This is a genomic window from Pseudoxanthomonas sp. (assembly GCF_002863005.1).
Lineage (GTDB): Bacteria > Pseudomonadota > Gammaproteobacteria > Xanthomonadales > Xanthomonadaceae > Pseudoxanthomonas_A.
Genome location: NZ_PKDG01000035.1, coordinates 1 through 19,164 on the forward strand (window position 1 = coordinate 1; position 19,164 = coordinate 19,164).

The following is a 19,164-nucleotide window of genomic DNA, read 5'->3' on the forward strand; positions in this document are numbered from 1 at the left end:
GTATCTAAGACTTACTTAGATAAGACTCATGGGCGAGCACGAGGATTGTGGAGGGACGGAGGCCGGGACGTGCGCGCTCGTTGCGATTGCAACGCAGATCGCCAGCAGCTTCATTCATCCTCTGGCGTCAGCATTGAGGTTGCCGGCCCGCTTGGTCTGCCCCTCGGACGAGGCGGAGCAGGCCGTCGTCGACGCGATGATCCAAGCCGCCGCTGCACGGGCAATTCCAGTCGACGTCATCGATCTACGGCCGTCGCCCGCCGAGCGATTGGACGCCGTCACGGCGCGACTCGACGGGTGGGGAAGCAGAGCAGCTGATGTCGCCCCCGGTGCGATGCCGACGCTCCTGATCCTGCGGGGTTTCGACGTCTTCGGCGACGACACGCACGATACACCCACCTATCCGTTCCGATCCGAATTCCAGTTCGACCGGAAATTCCTGTGGCTCTTCATCGGCCGAGACGCCTCGCGCATGCGGTTCCTGTTCGGCAGCTACCGACGTCCGCTGTATCAGGTAGCAGGTGACATCACCCCCGAAGAGTGGCGGCCAGGCAAACGTCATGATCAGTGAAAGAGAGCTCGAACGTCGTCTGGAACGGGCGCGTCAGAATCGCGATCTGGAGCCGGCCTTCTTCCGTTGTCTGCTCGACGCGAGGGTTTATGCCCACGCGCCGGTGTCAGACGACCATTCGCGGCTGCGGCTGCTCCAGTTCCAGCACCCGGATGGGTTCCTTGCTGTTCCTTTCTTTACGTCGCTTGAGAAGGCACGACCTCCCACTGGGATCACTGCCAAGATCGTCCCATTGCGGGGGCGGCAGTTCCTGGAGCTCACGCATGGCGCGGCCGTCATGTTGAATCCCAATGACGGTGGCTGTCTGCTGTTTCCCGAGGAGGTCAGCGCTCTGCTGAGGAGCGGGACCGTCGCCCGCGTCGAGAAGTTTGATCTCGAGTCGGAAATACCTTTTCTGGTCATGGATGAAGCCAACCCTCCAGTCTGGTTGATGCAGGCCTTGATAGCGCTTTATGAGGGCTTACCATTCGTCGAGGTGGCGTACTTGTTGGAAGTGGCGCCGTCCGAGCACCCGGAGCGGCACACCTTCCTGATAGCGGTCGGAGTGGCGAAAGAACACGCCGAACGGACGGCATGTGCCACCATCACCGCGCTGCAGTCGGCCGTCGCTAAGGCGGATATTCCGCTCGATCTGACGTCGTTCGATCCTGATCAGGACCTGCCCGAGTACTTGCGGCGGCCAGGGGCGATGTGCTTCTTTGGGCCACGAAAGTAGCGCCATGAGACCTGCATTGCGTACGGTTTCCGCCAAGATCCCTGCAGAGCTGTTTGACCGACTGCGCGAAGCTGCGGACCGGAACGAGCGGCCGATGGCCTGGATCATCAGACAGGCGCTGCAGAACTATCTCGATGAGGACGAGGCTCTCTGCCCGGGCACTCTAGAGAAAGGTGCGGGTCCGCCGATGCGCCGGCTGTGATCTGCCAGGCACCGGGCAACATGGGCGTGTTGTCGGTGGTTTGGATTTCGTTCGCCTGCGGCCTGGCGGGAGGATTTCGGGGCCCGGAAGCGAGATCAGCCTAATGTGAGCTGAAAAACGCTCATCTCATTGATAAAAAACATTTTTTTTGATCTTGTGCATGGTTTTTACACGTATGTCGGCTGTACCCCAACTACACGGGCAAGACGCGGCCCGCCATCACCGTCAACGGCTCGGTGCCTGCACCGATCCTGCGCTGGCGCGAAGGCACGCGGGTGCAGCTCAGGGCCCGGAATGACCTTCCCCCCGGCTCGATCCACGGCGACGCGACGTCGATCCACTGGCACGGCATCCTGCTGCCCGCCAACATGGATGGGGTTCCCGGCTTCAGCTTCGACGGCATCAACCGCGGCGAGAGCTACCTGTACGAGTTCGATGTCCGCCAGAGCGGAACCTACTGGTACCACAGTCATTCGGGGTTCCAGGAACAGGGCGGCATGTACGGGCCGCTGATCATCGACCCCATCGATCCGCCTCCGTTCTCCTACGATCGAGACTACGTGGTCTTCCTGTCCGATTGGACCGACATGGACCCGGCGCGCCTGTTCGCCCGGCTGAAGAAGCTGTCGGAGTACGACAATTACTACCAGCGTACGGTGGGCGACTTCTTCCGCGACGTGCGCCGGGACGGCTTGAGCGCGACGCTAAGCGATCGCGAGGCATGGGGACGCATGCGCATGACGCCGACGGACCTGTCCGACGTCAACGCGCATACCTACACCTACCTGATAAACGGGACCACGTCGCTGGGCAACTGGACGGGACTTTTCCGTGCCGGTGAGAAGGTGCGCCTGCGTTTCATCAACGGTGCGGCGATGACCTACTTCGACGTCCGCATCCCGGGCCTGAAGATGACGGTCGTCGAGGTCGACGGCCAGTACGTCCACCCGCTGACGGTGGACGAGCTGCGCATCGCCACTGCCGAAACCTTCGACGTGATCGTCGAGCCTACCGGGCAGGACGCCTTCACGATCTTCGCCCAAGACTCCGCGCGCACCGGCTACGTCAGTGGCACGCTTGCGGTCCGCGAGGGCTTGCGTGCTCCGGTACCGGCGGTGGACCCGCGGCCGCTGCTGACCATGGCCGACATGGGGCATGGCGGCCACGGTGCCCATTCCGGACTGGCGGCCGCATCGGCCGATCCGCATGCCGGGCATGGCGCCGCGCCGGCGCCGGACCCCCACGCGGGCCACGGGGCGGGGGCCGTGGCCGCCGATCCGCATGCCGGGCACGGCGTTCCGGCCGCACCAGGCGCGCACTCCGCGCATGAAGGCGGCGGCATGCAGATGCAGACTCATCCGGCCAGCGAAACGGGCAATCCCCTGGTGGACATGCGGACCATGACGCCGGAGCCGCGACTGTCCGATCCTGGGATCGGTCTGCGCGGCAACGACCGCAAGGTGGCGACGTATGCCGACCTGAAGAGCCTGTTCGAAGACCCCGACGGTCGCGAGCCGGGGCGCACGGTGGAGCTGCACCTGACCGGCCACATGGAGCGCTTTGCCTGGTCGTTCGATGGGATCAAGTTCGCCGACGCCGAGCCGCTGCGCCTCAACTACGGCGAACGCATGCGCATCGTGCTGGTGAACGACACCATGATGTCGCATCCGATCCATCTGCATGGCCTGTGGAGCGATCTTGAGGACGAACAGGGCAACTTCCACTTGCGCAAGCACACCATCGACATGCCGCCGGGCACGAAGCGCAGCTACCGGGTGCGCGCCGACGCGCTCGGTCGCTGGGCCTACCACTGCCATCTCTTCTTCCACATGGAATCCGGGATGTTCCGGGAAGTGAGGGTCGAAGAATGACGAGCGTGAGAACATCGATGCGTTGGGCTGCGCTGGCCGCAGCATTGCTGCTCCCTCCTGTCGGCGCCCACGCGCAGCACGCCGGTCATGGCCAGCCTGTCCCGTCGAGTCCGACTGCGAACCAGCAGGAAGAGGACGCGACGACAGCGCAGTCTCCCAATGCCGGCATGGACCACTCGCAGATGGATCATGGACAGCATGGTCGCCCACAGGTCGACCACTCGCAGATGGATCATTCGCAGCATGATCGTCCGCAGGTCGACCATTCGCAGGTCGACCATTCGCAGATGGATCATTCCCGGATGGGGGTGTTCGACTCGCCACGCGAACCCATCCCCGCCGTCACGGATGCCGATCGCCTGGCGGCATTTCCGACGCTGAAGGACTACCACAAGCATGGAACCAGCCTGAACTCCTTCTGGCTTATGGATCAGCTGGAAGGGGCGAACACGGATGAAGGCAGGGAGATCGCCTGGGAGGGAATCGGCTGGGTCGGTAGCGACATCAACCGCCTCTGGCTGAGGACCAAGGGGCACGCCCTGGACGAGAACCTGCAGCGCGCGCGGGTGGAGGCGATGTACGGACGCGCGATCCATCCCTGGTGGGATGCCGTGGTGGGCGTGCGCCGGGATTTCGGTGACTTCGGCGGAGGCGGAACGCCGCGCACCTGGGCCGCGTTCGGCGTTCAGGGGCTGGCGCCCTATAAGTTCGAGGTTTCCGCAACGGGTTACGTCGCAGAAGGCGGCAAGACGGCGGCGATCGTCGAGGCCGAGTACGACATGCTGTTCACCAACCGGCTGATCGCAAGCTGGGGTGTCGAAGCCAACTGGTTCGGGCAGTCCGATCCGGCGGAAGTCATCGGGTCAGGCTTGAGCACGGTAGAAGGAGGTGTGCGATTGCGCTACGAGATCACGCGGCAGTTCGCGCCCTATATCGGGTTCGAGCGCGAATGGAGCTTCGGCGAGACGTCCGACCTGCGCAGGCTCAGCGGTCATTCCCGAACCGACAACCGCTGGGTGGTCGGCCTGCGCTTGTGGTTCTGACGTAGATGCGTTTGGGGTTGGGGAGATGGCGGGGTGGTGCCATCGTAGGAGGGCCTGGAATGCAACCCGCATCAGGCCATCGAACACGAAATCGAAGGTCATATGCGTCCACCCCGAATCTCATCGTTGCGTCGTGGCATTCAGATTGTGGTCGCTGCCCTTGGATTCGGTTTGGCATGGTGGCGCCTGCGGAAGACCACGCCATCGGTGCTGGCGGAGCGCTTGCGCGAGACGCTGGAGGGGCTGGGCACGACTTTCGTGAAGCTCGGTCAAGGCTTGAGCTTGCGTCGCGACATGCTGCCCGACGCGTACCGCGTGGTGCTGGAGGACTTGCATAACCGGGTGCCGCCGTTCTCGTCGCAGCTTGCCGAAGCTGCCATCAAAGATGCGTTCGGCCAACCGGCGGCAACGCTGTTCGCACGGTTCGATGCAATTCCCTTTGCTGCAGCGTCCGTGGCCCAGGTTCATCGAGCCCGTACGCACGACGGGCAAGAAGCCGTGGTCAAGGTTCGCCGCCCCGGTGTCGTCTCCCAGGTCAAGACCGATCTTCTGCTGCTGCGCTTGCTGGTGAGGATTTTGCTTCCTGTGTGGCCGCAGCTCAGGCGGCAACAGCCGCTGGCGCTGATCGACGAACTCGGCATGCAGTTGCTTGCAGAAATCGATCTGGATCACGAAGCGCGGAATATGCGGCGTTTGCAGTCAGCAATCGCGGGGCTGCCAGGAGTCATGATGCCCCGCGTCGTCGAGCCCTATGTCTCGCCTAACGTACTGGTTCAGGAATACAGCAGCGGCGTCGTCGTCACCGACTTCGCCGGAAGCGACCGAGGGCGCGCCATTGCCGATCAGTTGTTCAATGCCTATCTGCACCTCTTGTTCGTTCGCGGCGTGTACCACGCCGACCCACATCCAGGAAACCTGTTCGCGATGGCGGATGGGCGACTGTGCCTTCATGACTTCGGCTCGATCGGATACCTAGATCCAAAGGCGCGGCTGGCACTCGCACGCATGATCGCTGCCGTGCCCTATGCGGATGCGGACGAGGTGCTGGATTCGGCGCTTCTTCTGGGTTTCATCGTTGCACCCGTGGACCGTCGCGAGTACACGCGCGCCATCGGCGAGATTCTCGACAAACTGGAGAGCCTGCCCGTCACCGAGTGGTCGCTGGCCGAGATGGTGTGGCGGATCTCAAGCCTGGGCGGAGGAGAGCGTTTCCGGCTGCCCCGGCATCTGCTGGTCCTGATCCGAACACTGTTCCTGGTCGAGAACACGATTCGCCAGCTCGATCCGGAGTTCAACCTGCTGGGAAGTTTCGAGCTCCACCGCGAAACCCTTGCAGCTTCGTTGAGCAAGGAGGCGAGCCGCAGCCGGCGGCCGGTGGCCGAGCGTGCTGCGCGCACGGCCGACAGCTTGTCGACGATCGCATCAGAACTGCTCAGGTCGGCGATGGTGGATGATGGCAGGCCGAGCCTGACCATGTACCACCGGGGGCTTGAGGCATTGCAGGCCAACATCAGCCGGACCGGCAACAGACTGTCGGTCGCGTTGATCACGCTGGGGCTTTACCTTGCTGGATCGCTCTTGATGCAGCACAGCATTGGGCCTCGCATCTGGGGCGACATGCCGTTGTTCGCGGTCGTCGCGTATTTGCTGGCCCTATTGCTGTCGCTACGCCTGGTTCTGGCGATCTCGCGCTCCGGTCACTTGTGACGACTGGCGCCTAAGCCTTCATCCGCCGATCCACTACGCAACCAAGCCGCGACCACGAATCGTCAGGCCGCGCCGAGCCTTCTCGGCATGGCGCCGAACACAAGCGCGAACCACCATTCCATCGCCTCGTCGCGATGCTTGCGCCCATCTTCGATGGCCTGGGTAACCTGCGCGATCACCGCCTGCTCCTGCGCCGCGAAGGGGTTGTCCGCGGGCAATGGCGTCCGCTCCTTCCTGATCAGGGGCGCCAGGGCCGCGACGGCGTGCATCCAAGGGCTGAAGGCCTCCGAAAGCAGGTAGCGGCTGGTGCGCATCGGATGCAGCCATTCCAGCGCCGGGGCGCTCCAGGGATTGCTCATGGCGCTCACGACGGGACTCACGAACGTCTTGTAGAACAATTCGTTCGTCTCCGACATCCCTCGCACTTTCTCGAACGCTGCACTAGGGACATCGAACCGCAGGTCCTCGACCTGTCGCTCCTCGAAACGGACGGTGTACTGCGACCGCGCGCAATCCGGGTCGCCGGTGGGGTTGTCGATCCTCATCTCGTAGAGGCCCGGGGCCAATGCCTCGACGTCCGCCAGGGTCTCCAGGATGGCCCGATGCTCGAAGCGGGCGACCTTCGCGGAGACGAAGATCCCCAGGTGACCAACATGCGGGTTGGTCAGGTAGACGATGCGCTGATCCGCCTGCTTGAGCGCGTTCGTGTCGGGATAGACAACGGGAATCCAGCCCAGTGCCTGGTGAGGCGGCGTGATGTTGTCACCGTAGGAGGCGAAGACCACCAGCGGGTTGCGGATGCGCTTCAGGTCGACGGCGCAGTGCTCGTCGATCCGCAGTTTGCCTTCCTCAAGACGGTTGCCGATGAACAGGTTCTCGACAATGGCGACGATCTCTTCGCGGCTCATGAAGTACCAGGCATTCCACCAGCGCTCGAACTGGAGGAAGCGATCACGCTCGGTATCCACATGAGCGAAGAGGTTGGCGTACTTCTCCCACACGCCTTCCGGCTTGAGATTCTCGAAGTTCTGGATGAGCCAGGCGCCGTCGAAACGACCATTGCCCAGATCCGCGAGCAGATGGGTCATCCACACGCCGCCCACGAATCCTCCGGCGAGCCGCATCGGGTTCATACCCGCGGCGCCCGCCCAGTAGGACAGCGGCGATCCATTGAGCACGACTGGCCCGCTCAGGCCCTGGCAGTCCGCCGCGAGCAGCGTGAGCGCCCAACCCGCCTGGCAGTTGCCGTACAGCACAGGAGGCAGGCCGGGATGGCGCCTCGCCACTTCCTCCACGAAGCGCCGCAGCGCCTGCAACACGTCCGCGAGCGTCTGGCCGGGACATGGTTCAGGATAAAACGAGACGAAGTAAACGGCATGGCCGCGATGCAGCGCGATACCGACTTCGGAGTCGGTCTTGAAGCCGCCGATGCCTGGGCCATGTCCGGCACGCGGATCGACGACCACCACGGGCGGCCTGGAGGCATCCAGGCAGTCTTCGATGCAGTGGTCCCCGGCCCGCGTGATGCGAAGGAGCGCGTAGTTGGCCGGACGCTCGAAGCGCCGGGCATCGAGGAGGGTTTCGTAGTCGAAGTCCAGCAGCGGAGGCTTGCCCGCGCGCTCGTGGGCGATCATGTCGTCGGCCCGCTGGCGCAGCGTGTCCCAGAACAGCACCGCGCGCTCGAACACGTCACGCGAGTAGCCCACTGCCTGAGCGAAGTCGTACACGGCAGAACCTGCAAGCGCTTGTTCGGCGGAATGATCTGTCGACACCGACGGCACGGCTGCCACGGGTGATGCGTGAACAGCCCTTTCGCTTCTGGATCTGCCCGCAGCGCGCTTCGCTGAACGAGTCAGAGTTTCACGTGGGCGCATCTTGGCCTCCAATGGAGATACTGCCGCGACGTCTCAAGTCGCGATTTCGATGATGTCCGGGTTCCGGGACGCATATTCCATGGCATAGGCCAGTTCACCCGCGGTGTCGGCGTACAACTGAAGCAGCGGCTGTCCGATGCCGACGTCAGCTCCCAGCATGACCTCCATGGTGACGCCGGCGGCCTTGGCCTCGGGCGCACCGGCCAACTTAGCGAGCTGGGCAATCTTGCGGTTGTTGATCTGGACGATCCTCCCAGCACGCGCCGCAGTCAGGGGCCGGATGTGCAAGGCCCTGGGCGGCTCGCGCATGCCGCCCTGCGCCTGGCAGATCCGCTGGAACTTCGTCCAGGCCTGACCGTCAGCCAAGGTGGCCAAGGCCAGCGCATAGCCTGCTCCTGGCTCTGCCGCGCCGCCGATTTCGAGCGCGGCGCCGGCGAGCACTGCGGCCCGGTGCCGCAGATCGCCGGGCGCATCGGGTTTGTTCTGAAGGACGGCGAGAATATCGTGCGCTTCGAGGGCGGGGCCGATCCCTCGGCCCACCGGCTGGCTGCCGTCGGTGCGGATGCACGTCGCGGCCAACCCGAAGTGCGCGGCGACCGCGATCAGGCGGTCGCCCAGCCGATCTGCGGCTTCCTCCGTGCGGACCTTGGCGGTCGGCCCGACCGGGATATCGAGCACGACGTGATTGGAGCCCGCCGCGATCTTCTTGGACAGCACGGAGGCGATCAATTGCCCCTCGGTGTCCACGTCCAGTTCCCGTTCCACGCGAACGAAGATGTCGTCGGCGGGACTGAGATGCACAGCACCGCCCCAGGCGATGCAGCCGCCTTCCTGATCCACGACGCGCCGCATGGTGGCCAGGTCAAGATCCACAGGCGCCAATGTTTCCATGGTGTCGGCGGTGCCCGCCGGCGACGTGATCGCGCGCGATGAGGTCTTGGGCATCACCAGGCCGTGGGCTGCCACGATGGCGACGACGATCGGCGTGGTCCGGTTGCCTGGCAGTCCGCCGATGCAGTGCTTGTCCACCACCACCGGAGCGTTCCACGTCAGGCGCTCCCCGGCATCGATCATCGCGGCGGTCAGATCGACCGTTTCCTGTTCGTCCAGCGGCAGGGCCGCACTGGCCGTCAGGAACGCGGCTAGATGCACGTCCGTGTAGCGTCCCGCCGTCACGTCCGCGACGACGGCTTGCAGCGCGGCCGCATCGAGCCGATGGCCATAGATCCGCCGTCGAACGCTGGCCAAGGAGTCCAGGGCGGGGGCATGGGAGACCTCAATGGGGGCGCCCTCGGCGACGCCCAGCCGTTCCCAGGCGGATTCGGAGAGTGCGGCTTCGCCTGGCGCAACCAGATCGCCATCGGCCTGATAGAGCACTGCCTGCACCTGTCGCCCACCGGCCGAAAGCAACACCTGCGATCGTGAGGCGAGTCCCTCGGCGCGGCACACGTGGCAATCCGTGCGCATGACCGCAATCGACTGGTGTTGGGCATAAAGCCCCAGGCGCCGAGCGCGTAGCGTCGGCGGCGAATCGGCCACCTGGGCATCACGCGCGTTCATAGTTCGAACACCTGCCCGAAGCGCGGCACCGAGACAGGCCAGCCGTTCTCCTTGTCGATGCGTACGCGCAGCGCCTCGGAGGCCTCCGGTTCGCCATGCACGACGAAGATCCGCGAAGGCGCGTGCCGAAAACCGGAGAGCCAGCGCATCAGCTCGTTGGCATCGGCGTGCGCGGACAATTCCGGCAGGTTGGCGACCTGCGCATTGACCGGCACCCATTGACCGTGAATCCTGATTTCGCGCGTGCCTTGCAGCATCGCCTGGCCGCGCGTCCCCGCGGCCTGGTAGCCGGCGAACAGGATCGTATTCTCGCGCCTGGGCGCGAACGCTGCGAGATGGTGCAGCACGCGACCGCCCGTCGCCATGCCGCTGGCCGAGATGACGACCTTGGGGAATCGGCTGGCGGTGATCTGTTTGGATTCCTCGACCTCGCGTGTATACGTGGCGATCCCGCAGGCGGCATGGCAGATCTCGGCGGGCAGGCGGTGGTCGGCGAGGTGATCGCACAACAGCTCGCTGGCGTTGATCGCCATCGGACTGTCCAGATAGATGGGCACCGAACCCAGGCGCCCGGCCTGGCGCAGCTTCCAGAGGTGATAGAGCAGCAGCTGCGCCCGGCCCACCGCGAAGGCGGGAATGACCACCGTACCGCCGCGGCCGACCGTTGTCTCGATGACCGCCCCGAGTGCCTCGGCGGCATCGCTCGGGGCATGGGTCCGGTTGCCGTAGGTGGACTCGATCACCACGTAGTCGGCTTCGGTCACGGGCTGCGGATCGAACAGCATCGGGTCGTCGTAGCGTCCCAGGTCGCCCGAGAACACGATGCGCTTGCCGCCCCAGTCGATCTCCACGGTCGCAGCGCCCAGAATGTGCCCGGCGTAGCGGAACGTCAGTGTCGCGCCGTCGGGAAGCGCGAATGGCTTGCCGAAGGGCACGTTGGAGAACTGCTTGAGCGCGCGCTCGGCATCCTGCACGGTGTACAGCGGCAGCGCGGGCTTGTGCTTGCTGAAGCCCTTGCGATTGGCGTACTCGGCATCCTTCTCCTGCAGATGGCCGCTGTCCTTTAGGATCAGTTCGGCCACGTCGCGGGTTGCGGCGGTTGCGTAGATGCGTCCGCGAAAGCCGTCGCGCACGAGCCGGGGAATGTAGCCAGAATGGTCGAGGTGTGCATGCGTCAAGACCACTGCATCGAGCTCCTTCGGCGCGATCGGCAATGGCTCCCAGTTCAACTCACGCAGGTTCTTCAGGCCCTGGAACAGGCCGCAATCGACCAGGATGTGTTTTCCGTTGTGGCTCAGCAGGTGCTTGGAGCCGGTGACGGTGCCAGCACCGCCGAACGAGGTGAGATGCAAGATGGTGCTCCTCAAGATGTGGAGGGGGCAGTAAAGGAATCGGCATCCAACGGGTCGATGTCATCGAGAGGTTCGGGTGGACGGCGATGGCGCACGAGGCGGGCCTCTGCCTCAGGAGAGGCGGCAAGGAACTGCGCGATCAGGGGAGCCAGTGCAATCGCATTGCTCTGATGACGCACGGCATCGGTGGAGACGATGCGGCTGCATAGCTGCGCGAGTTGTGGATAGGCATCCTCGGCGAAGATGGCATGCACCACAGCGACCACGGGCAGCGCGAAGCCTTGCTGAGGCAGCTGCCGCGCGGCCTCGATCAGCGTGCGTCCGGAGGACGCAATGTCATCGACCAGCACGGGCTGGCGATCGCGCCAGGCGGACAGGTCGGACAATGCGACCTCGACATTGCGGTCGCCGTGGCGGATCTTGCGCAGGACTGCATGGGGTGCGCCGATGCGCTGGGCGATGGCCGCCACCCACTGCTCACTTTCCTCGTCCGGACCGATCACCAACGGCCTTTCCACCTCGCCGGTGATCCAGTCGGCCAGCAGCGGAGCGGCATGAAGGGTGTCGGCGGGCACGGTGTAGAGCGCCGACAGCGCCGGGTAACGGTGCAGATGGGGATCGACCGTTACCAGGCGGTCGAAGCTCGACGACACGAGACGGGCAAAGCTCCGGGAGGTGATCGCTTCTCCGGGGTGGAAGCGGCGATCCTGCCGCATGTAGGCCAGGTAAGGTGCGACTAGGATCACGTCGCGGGCACCGAGGTCGCGGGCGGCGTCGGCGGCGAAGACAAGCGACAGGAAGCCGGGATCGGGCTGGGCCAGGGTCTGCACGAGGACGACCGACTTGTCCGCCACCTCCGCGGCGATGCGCACGTAGCTTTCGCCGTCGGGGAATCGCCGGGTTTCCAGCTCTCCCAGCTCCCACCTTCCAGCGACCGCCAACTGGCGGGCGAATGCTTCGTTGCCGGGAAGGGGAAGGATCACTCGGCTGGAGGAATCTGTCGTAGTCATGTTTGTCGCCTGTAGAAACGGAGAAGCTGGGCATTGATGGCGACGATCACCGTGCTGGCCGACATGAAGACGGCGGCGATGGCAGGCGTCATCAGGAAGCCCGTACCGAAGGTGATGCCCGCCGCCATGGGCACCGCAATCGTGTTGTAGCCGGTCGCCCAGATCAGGTTCTGCACCATCTTGCGGTAAGTGGCGCGAGACAGGCCAAGGATGGCGCCGACATCGCGCGGATCGCTGCGCACGAGCACGACGTCGGCCGACTCCACGGCGACGTCGGTGCCCGCGCCGATGGCCACGCCCAGGTCGGCCTGGACCAGCGCCGGGGCGTCGTTTACGCCATCGCCCACCATGGCGACCGATAGCCCGCGGGCCTGAAGCTCCTGGATCTTCTGCGACTTCTGATCCGGGAGCACCTCGGCGAAGTACTCCGAGATCCCAAGTTCCTTGGACACCGATTCGGCCACGCCTCGGGCATCACCTGTCAGCATCACCGAGCGAATCCCCAGCCGGGTCAATTCGGCGATGGCATCCCGGGATTCGGACCGAACGATATCGGCAAGCGCGAACAGTGCGCGCGGCTGACCATCGCGTTCGAGTACGACGACGGTCTTGCCTGCCGATTCGAGCTGTCCCAGCCGCTCGTGGGTAATGGCGTTGCCCTGGCGGGCCAGATGACCTGGGCTGACGATGCGCACGCGCTCGTCGCCCACGTTGGCTACGATGCCTTCGCCGGTGATGTTGCGCACGTCGCTGGCCTTGGGGATGGGGATGTCGCGGCGCTTTGCCTCGGCCACGATGCCATGGGCGATGGGATGTTCCGACTGGCTCTCGGCCGCCGCGGCGAAGGCCAACTCCTGGCGCTCATCGCCCTCCTGCAGCATCACGATGTCGCTGACCCCGAATCGTCCCTCGGTCAGCGTGCCCGTCTTGTCGAACACGACCGCATCCAGTCGGCGCGCGCGCTCGAACGCGGCCCGGTCACGGATCAGCAGGCCGTTGCTCGCGCTCAGCGACGTGCTGACCGCGACCACCAGCGGCACCGCCAGGCCCAGGGCATGCGGGCAGGCGACGACCATGACGGTGACCATGCGCTCGATGGCGAAGTTGAGCGGCGCGTCGAGCACCAGCCACCAGACCAGCAGCGTGCCGACGCCCACGGCCAAGGCGATGTAGGTCAGCCAGGCGGCAGCGCGGTTGGCGATGTCCTGCGTGCGCGAGCGGGTCTGCTGCGCCTTCTTGACCAGGTCGATCACCTGCGACAGATACGTGGCATCGCCGGTTGCGGTGACGCGTATGGTGACGGCGTTCGCGCCGTTGATGGCCCCGCCGATCGCGGTGGCACCGACTCCTTTGGCGACCGGGCGGGATTCGCCGGTGAGCATGGCTTCGTTGAAGTCCGAGGAGCCCTCGGTGATCTCCCCGTCCACCGGCACCTTGGCGCCGGGACGGACGATCACGCGGTCGCCCGGCTGCAGTGCGCTGATCGGGACGTCGTGCAGGCTGCCATCGGCATCGATGCGGGTGGCACTGTCGGGCAACAGCTTGACCAGTTCCTCCAGGGCACGCGACGCCCCCATGACCGAGCGCATCTCGACCCAGTGGCCCAGCAGCATGATCGCGATCAGCGTCACCAGTTCCCAGTAGAACTCCTGCCCGGGAAAGCCGAAGGTCACTGCCACCGAGAAGATGTAGGCGGCCGAAATGGCCAACGCGATCAGCGTCATCATCCCGGGCTGACGCTTGCGCAGTTCGGAGACGACGCCGACCAGGAAGGGCCAGCCGCCGTAGAGATAGGCGACGGTCGACAGGGCGAACAGGAGGTAACGATCGCCTGTGAATGCCAACGCCTCGCCCAGGCCGAGCGCGTGCTGGATCATGGGCGACAGCGCGAGGACAAACGGGGTCAGCAGCAGCGTGACCCAGAAGCGTCTGCGGAAGTCGGCGACCATGGCGCCATGGTCGTGGCCGGCATGGCCTGCGTGACTCGAACCGGCGGCGCTTACGACTGCGCCGGTGCCGGGTGGAGACGCATGGACGTGTGCGCCGTGATCGTGCTGGTGGTGTGCGTGCGGGTCATGGTGACTCATTCGATCTGGCCTTCTCTATTGTTGAACAAGCGCCCAAGCCGCGGCACGAATGCAGGCACGTCGCTCGCGTAGCGTCGATACTGATCCCCGAACGTCGCTTCGACCTCGCGCTCCTCCCGCTTGGCGAGCCGCCAGTACATGACCAGCAGAATCGGCAGCATCACGCCCGTCACGAGTGTGGGCCATTGCAGGAAGAATCCGATCAGCACCAGGATGAAGCCCACGTACTGCGGATGCCGCACATGGGCGTACGGCCCGGTGGTGGCAAGCGATCCGGCGCGTTGAGCCTCGTGCAACACCCGCCAGCCGGCGGCGATCAGCCAGAACCCGCTGCCGATCAGCATGTAACTGGCCAGGTGGAACGGATTGAGATGAGGATCTCCCGACCAACCGAAGAGTGCGGGCCAGATGTGGCCGGCGTCGTGGGACAGCGGGTCCAGTCCCGGGAAACGATTGCCCACCCAACCCGCCAACAGGTAGAGCGTCAGCGGAAAGCCGTACATTTCCACGAACAGGGCGACGATGAAGGCGGAAAACGCGCCCAGCGAGCGCCAGTCGCGCGCCGTCGTCGGCTTGAAGAAGCTCAGGGCGAACAGAATGAAGATGCCGGCGTTCACCAGCGCCAGAAACCAGAGGCCGTAGGCGGGCGGGTTACCGGTCATCGCGGTCGCCCTCCTCCCGATGCGTCTGGTGGCCACCGTGACCGCCGTGACCGCGGTGCAGGAAGAAGTGCATGCCGATGCAGATCACCAGGGGCAGCAAGAGGGGGAGCGCACCGAGTACGTGCGCCCGGTGCTCCAGCCACAGGAAGAGTCCCGCGATAAAGAGAAAGACGCACAGGGTCAGGACGGCGGGGCTGCGCCAACCGCCTCGCTTCCGATCAGGAATTTCGCTCATCTCGATGCTCCAGGACGCCAGTTAAGAATGGACGGGACAATTGGCGAAGATGCGTCCTGAGCGTAGAAAGGCGTCGCTGTCGGGTCAGTTACGCGTCGATTACATTCATGTAATCACCACGTCATCGCGTGGCAGATGGCGGCTTGCAATGTAGGCAGCAAGCATCCTGGCTTACCGACCTGGTCGGGTCGGCGCTCGAAGCCGTTGTGGAGATTGGACGCGATGAAGCAGCACGTTGTCGATCGGAGGGACGTGCTGAGCGGCATCCTGCTCCTAGCGCTCGGCCTCCTCACCATGGGAACTGCGGTGTTCTTCCTAGTGTTGCGCCCCGCGCTTCTGCCCGAGGATATCCGGCACACCGGTATCGATCCGGGCACGTTGGCTCACGGCGTTCCTGGAATGGCTCGGCACCGTGTTCCGCGCTTGGGGCGCTTCATTGCCGGATTGGGCGTCCTGCTGCTGGGGAGTGGAGGCTTCCTGCTCTCCGGCCGGGCGCGATTGCCTGTACTGGGCCACGGCAATAGGCGCCCTCGTCGCGTTTGGGCGCTTCCTGTTCAGCAATATCCTCCTGGATTCGGATTTCCTCTGGTTCATTTCGGCCCTGTTCGCGTTGGCCGCCGCAACCGCGATCAGCCTGCTGCTGAGGCGCGGACGCTGACGCGATTGTTTGGCATTCACTCGTTCAAGGCCGCTCCGGCCCAAATGGTGACGAAATGATTACCAATATGTAATCTTTGCGTCATCCTTATGGCAGCTTCGCCTCGATAGATTCCAGTGACCCATCATGATCCATCCGTCGTGGCGGGGGCCGGAAGCACGAACGAGTGCGGGCATAGGGCTGACATGAAACTTCTGGTTGTCGAAGACGAGCACAAGACGGCGGACTACGTCCGTCAAGGACTGATGGAGGCCGGGTTCGTCGTCGACTTGGCGCGCGATGGGCCCGACGGCCTGCATATGGCCACGACCGAGCATTACGACCTGATCGTGCTCGACGTCATGTTGCCGGGCATGGATGGGCGGAAAATCCTGCAAACCATCCGGGCGGCCGGCAACCAGGTGCCGGTGCTGTTCCTGACCGCTCGCAGCAGCGTCGACGATCGCGTCCAGGGATTGGAGTTGGGCGCCGACGACTACTTGGTCAAGCCGTTCGTGTTCTCGGAACTGCTCGCACGCGTCCGGACGTTGTTGCGCAGAGGGGGTTCGCCTATTCCGCACGATCGCATCCAGATTGCGGATCTGGAGTTGGATCTGGCGCGCCGTCGTGCCACGAGGGCCGGGCAGCGTATCAACCTGACCAGCAAGGAGTTCGCCTTGCTCGAACTGCTGGCGCGTCGCCAAGGCGAAGTGCTGCCGCGTTCGCTGATCGCCTCGCAGGTCTGGGACATGAATTTCGACAGCGACACCAACGTCATCGACGTCGCGATCCGACGGCTGCGCGCCAAAATCGACGACAGCTTCGAGCCCAAGCTCATCCAGACCGTACGTGGCATGGGCTACACGCTGGACCTGCCGGATGCCTGACCGGTTTGCCTTTCTGCGGCGTCCGGCGTCGCTCTCCGCACGGGTCACCGGCCTCGTCGGCATCGCGATGATGGTGGTGCTCCTTCTGTTCAGTTGGGTCAGCGTGGGATCCCTCGACCGGCATTTCGCCGAAATGGATGAGGAAGAGTTGGGCGTGATCGCCAGTTCGGTCATCCGGGCACTGGGCGAGGTGCAGGACGGAAGCGATGCGCAGGCCTTGCGCCGTGCGGTTCGGGGGCATCACGGGGTCTATTACTATGTCGCTGATGCCGGCGGAAAGACGCTGTACGCGCCGAAGGACGGTCCGGACCTGGCGAGCTTCGCCCGGCGCACGCCTCCCGTCCCTCTGGCGGACAGGCAAAGCATGACGATATGGGAAGAGAACGGGAAGTCCTATCGAGGTGGCGTCATCCGGGTCGGGGGCGACACCAGCCTGAGCGGTACCTACACGATCGCCGTGGCGATGGACATCGGCGGCCATCTCGAATTCATCCGGAGCTTCAAGCGCATCCAGTGGTGGACTATTTGCGTGGTCATGTGCATCGCGATCCTGGTCGCCTGGTTCGCGGTTCGCTGGGGGCACATTCCGATCCACAGGGCGAACGAGAAGATTCGCGCGATCACCTCGTCCAAGCTGTATCTGCGATTGGATCCCAAGGCCGTACCGGTCGAGTTGGAAGAAACCATCGCGTCCTTCAACGACATGCTCGGGCGCATCGAGGATGGGTTCGAGCAACTGGCGAACTTCTCGGCCGACATCGCCCACGAGTTGCGCACGCCGGTCACGAACCTGACCACGCAGACGGAAGTGGCGCTTGGTCAGGCCCGCTCGGCCGACGAGTATCGGGAGATTCTCTATTCCAACCTGGAGGAGTTCGGGCGCCTGAACCGCATGATCAACGACATGCTGTTTCTGGCTCAAACCGAGAACGATCCCGGCAATCTGAATCTGGAGAGCGTGGTCCTTGAGGACGCCGTCCGGGGGCTGTTCGAGTACTTCGAAGCCCTGGTGGAAGAGCGAGGCGTGAAGCTTGAACTTCGCGGCCGCACCACACCGATCCGCGGTGACCGGGAAATGCTTCGCCGGGCGCTCAGCAATCTGATCTCCAATGCGATCCGGTACACGCCCAGTGGCGAAACGATCACCGTGAGGTTCTCGCAGAACGATCGGGACGTCATCATCAGCGTGGAGAATCCCGGCGAGAAGATTCCGCCCGAGGAAGTCTCGCGCATCTTCAACCGCTTCTACCGGGTGGGGCACGCCGCCCACCGAAAGGGCGAAGGCGCCGGGCTGGGGCTGGCCATCGTCAAATCCATCGTCGAGGCGCATGGCGGGTCGGTCAGCGTGCTGTCCGACCAGAAGCTGACCAAGTTCTACATCCTCTTGCCATTGACCGAGAGCTGAAAGCACGTTCTTCATCGCCACGCGCCGGCGGGTGATGGGTCATCGAGACCCGCGGACTTCTGCCGTAGCGCGAGGTTCAGGGGCGGGGATAATCGAGGGAACCAGCGTCGCGCTGGGGCCAGAGCCGTGAAAGGCTGAGCGTCAGCATGAGCGAAGCCGCGGCTAGCCCCCAGACAATGACAAACTGCTGGGCCGCCCGGCACGCTGAGCCGGAACCGCAGTTCCCGGAGCGGGCGTGGAGAAAGGGGCCCACCGGCTACGGGCTGTATCCCTACGAGGGCTATCGGATCGCCCCTCACGTGTTCGACAACGACTAAGCAACGCTTACTTCATGGGTCCGCGGCCCGTGTCGGGCAGCAGCAGTCGCGCAACCGCGCTTTGGATCATTTTTCGGCGCACGTTGTGCTCATGCGGATCCGCCGCTGACGGAGCCATGCACCATGATTGCACCAGGGTTGTCACCAGCCGCACGATCTCGACAGGCGTAAAATGCATAGTGATGCGCCCCTGCGCCTGAGCGGTGGCAATGGCCGCCAGCTTGCTCTCAAGAACGCCATGCCCGGCTGGCAGTAGCAGCACATCCTGGCCGCGCTCCAGATGGAACCAAGCCATCAGCCGCCACAGATGCGGCCGCTGCGCGAGTAGATCGTAGGTGCGCCCTGCGTAGCCGGGCAAATCGTCCGCCTCGAAGCGGTCGTCCTGCGCGGCTCCCACGATCTCTTGCGCAAGCACCGCATCGAAGAGCGCCTCTTTGACACCGAAGTAGACATAGAGCATCGGCTTGCTGATGCCTGCCGCGGCCGCGATCCGGTCGATGCGCGCCCCCGCCAACCCATTGCGGGCGAACTCCTCCATCGCGGCTTCCAACAGCTTCTGCTGAGTCACGACAGGATTTCTTTTGGACATACGCGGTTCCCTTTGATTCGGACGGCCGTGCCGGCGAAGGGCCGTGCTTGACAGTCGCCGAACATCGGCCTGTCGGTGGTCTACAAGGCGCTGGACAACATGGGCGCCTATCAGCGCTGGCTTGGCTTCCAGCCCAACACCAAGGCGGCCACGTTGATCTTCGGTCTGTTCCACGGCTTTGGCCTGTCGACCAAGATCATCGAGTACGACATCTCCCCCGATGGCCTGGTGCCCAACCTGCTGGCCTTCAACGTCGGCGTGGAAATCGGCCAGCTGCTGGCCCTGGGCGCGATCCTGATCGTGATGGGTTACTGGCGCCGCTCGCGCGGCTTCTGGAAGCACGCCTACACCGCCAACGTCGCGATGACGTGCGCCGGTTTCATCCTGATCGGCACGCAGCTCACTGGCTACTTCGTTTCCTAATTCAAGACATTGCGAGA

Annotated in this window: 16 protein-coding genes and 2 pseudogenes; 10 read left to right on the forward strand and 8 right to left on the reverse strand. The window is 64.3% G+C overall.

Annotated elements, in window-relative coordinates:
• Positions 1-28: 28 nt before the first annotated feature.
• The 6 genes and pseudogenes from CYU89_RS13350 to CYU89_RS13375 all read left to right on the forward strand — a co-directional run bounded on the left by CYU89_RS13350 (position 29) and on the right by CYU89_RS13375 (position 6,109).
• Positions 29-571: a hypothetical protein gene (locus CYU89_RS13350; protein ID WP_296281677.1), complete on the forward strand. Its 543-nt coding sequence runs from the start codon at positions 29-31 to the stop codon at positions 569-571.
• Entirely contained in the window at positions 561-1,286 is a 726-nt protein-coding gene (locus tag CYU89_RS13355; RefSeq protein WP_296281679.1) for an enhanced serine sensitivity protein SseB C-terminal domain-containing protein, read from the forward strand. Before CYU89_RS13350 ends, CYU89_RS13355 begins: the two co-directional genes overlap by 11 nt.
• A 4-nt stretch (positions 1,287-1,290) precedes the next feature.
• Entirely contained in the window at positions 1,291-1,488 is a 198-nt protein-coding gene (locus CYU89_RS13360; RefSeq protein WP_296281681.1) for a ribbon-helix-helix domain-containing protein, read from the forward strand.
• A gap of 191 nt (positions 1,489-1,679) precedes the next feature.
• A pseudogene (locus CYU89_RS13365) lies at positions 1,680-3,359 on the forward strand (copper resistance system multicopper oxidase); the annotation flags it as partial.
• A gap of 302 nt (positions 3,360-3,661) precedes the next feature.
• On the forward strand, positions 3,662-4,402 hold the full coding sequence (locus CYU89_RS13370; protein ID WP_277726194.1) for a copper resistance protein B: 741 nt from the start codon (positions 3,662-3,664) through the stop codon (positions 4,400-4,402).
• 126 nt (positions 4,403-4,528) lie between these two features.
• On the forward strand, positions 4,529-6,109 hold the full coding sequence (locus CYU89_RS13375) for an AarF/UbiB family protein (RefSeq protein WP_277726193.1): 1,581 nt from the start codon (positions 4,529-4,531) through the stop codon (positions 6,107-6,109).
• A 62-nt stretch (positions 6,110-6,171) separates the two neighbouring features.
• Here CYU89_RS13375 and CYU89_RS13380 read toward each other — a convergent pair whose 3' ends face one another.
• The 7 genes from CYU89_RS13380 to CYU89_RS13410 form a co-directional block, all read right to left on the reverse strand.
• Positions 6,172-7,899 carry a DUF3141 domain-containing protein gene (locus CYU89_RS13380; RefSeq protein WP_296281687.1) on the reverse strand — a complete coding sequence of 576 codons (1,728 nt, stop codon included), beginning with the start codon at positions 7,897-7,899 and terminating at the stop codon, positions 6,172-6,174.
• Between the two features lie 117 nt (positions 7,900-8,016).
• Entirely contained in the window at positions 8,017-9,543 is a 1,527-nt protein-coding gene (locus CYU89_RS13385) for a thymidine phosphorylase family protein (protein WP_277726191.1), read from the reverse strand.
• Positions 9,540-10,898 carry an MBL fold metallo-hydrolase gene (locus tag CYU89_RS13390; protein WP_343125262.1) on the reverse strand — a complete coding sequence of 453 codons (1,359 nt, stop codon included), beginning with the start codon at positions 10,896-10,898 and terminating at the stop codon, positions 9,540-9,542. Before CYU89_RS13390 ends, CYU89_RS13385 begins: the two co-directional genes overlap by 4 nt.
• A gap of 8 nt (positions 10,899-10,906) precedes the next feature.
• Positions 10,907-11,905 carry a ribose-phosphate pyrophosphokinase gene (locus CYU89_RS13395; protein ID WP_296281689.1) on the reverse strand — a complete coding sequence of 333 codons (999 nt, stop codon included), beginning with the start codon at positions 11,903-11,905 and terminating at the stop codon, positions 10,907-10,909.
• On the reverse strand, positions 11,902-13,854 hold the full coding sequence (locus tag CYU89_RS13400) for a heavy metal translocating P-type ATPase (RefSeq protein ID WP_277726188.1): 1,953 nt from the start codon (positions 13,852-13,854) through the stop codon (positions 11,902-11,904). The genes CYU89_RS13395 and CYU89_RS13400 overlap by 4 nt, the downstream gene beginning before the upstream one ends.
• A gap of 134 nt (positions 13,855-13,988) precedes the next feature.
• Entirely contained in the window at positions 13,989-14,654 is a 666-nt protein-coding gene (locus CYU89_RS13405; protein WP_277726187.1) for an isoprenylcysteine carboxylmethyltransferase family protein, read from the reverse strand.
• Positions 14,644-14,889: a DUF2933 domain-containing protein gene (locus tag CYU89_RS13410; RefSeq protein WP_277726186.1), complete on the reverse strand. Its 246-nt coding sequence runs from the start codon at positions 14,887-14,889 to the stop codon at positions 14,644-14,646. The genes CYU89_RS13405 and CYU89_RS13410 overlap by 11 nt, the downstream gene beginning before the upstream one ends.
• A 222-nt stretch (positions 14,890-15,111) precedes the next feature.
• On the opposite strand from CYU89_RS13410, the gene CYU89_RS13415 reads away from it, so the two are divergent.
• The 3 genes from CYU89_RS13415 (at position 15,112) to CYU89_RS13425 (ending at position 17,818) form a co-directional block, all read left to right on the forward strand.
• Positions 15,112-15,606: a hypothetical protein gene (locus tag CYU89_RS13415; RefSeq protein ID WP_277726185.1), complete on the forward strand. Its 495-nt coding sequence runs from the start codon at positions 15,112-15,114 to the stop codon at positions 15,604-15,606.
• A 126-nt stretch (positions 15,607-15,732) separates the two neighbouring features.
• On the forward strand, positions 15,733-16,413 hold the full coding sequence (locus CYU89_RS13420; RefSeq protein ID WP_054665569.1) for a heavy metal response regulator transcription factor: 681 nt from the start codon (positions 15,733-15,735) through the stop codon (positions 16,411-16,413).
• Positions 16,406-17,818, forward strand: coding sequence for a Cu(+)/Ag(+) sensor histidine kinase (locus CYU89_RS13425; RefSeq protein WP_296281697.1), 1,413 nt, complete (start codon positions 16,406-16,408; stop codon positions 17,816-17,818). The genes CYU89_RS13420 and CYU89_RS13425 overlap by 8 nt, the downstream gene beginning before the upstream one ends.
• A 324-nt stretch (positions 17,819-18,142) precedes the next feature.
• Here CYU89_RS13425 and CYU89_RS13430 read toward each other — a convergent pair whose 3' ends face one another.
• Positions 18,143-18,703: a TetR family transcriptional regulator gene (locus CYU89_RS13430; RefSeq protein WP_296281701.1), complete on the reverse strand. Its 561-nt coding sequence runs from the start codon at positions 18,701-18,703 to the stop codon at positions 18,143-18,145.
• 84 nt (positions 18,704-18,787) lie between these two features.
• Between CYU89_RS13430 and CYU89_RS13435 the strand changes: the two are divergent.
• Positions 18,788-19,147 (forward strand): annotated as a pseudogene (locus tag CYU89_RS13435) (HupE/UreJ family protein); the annotation flags it as partial.
• Positions 19,148-19,164: the final 17 nt, after the last annotated feature.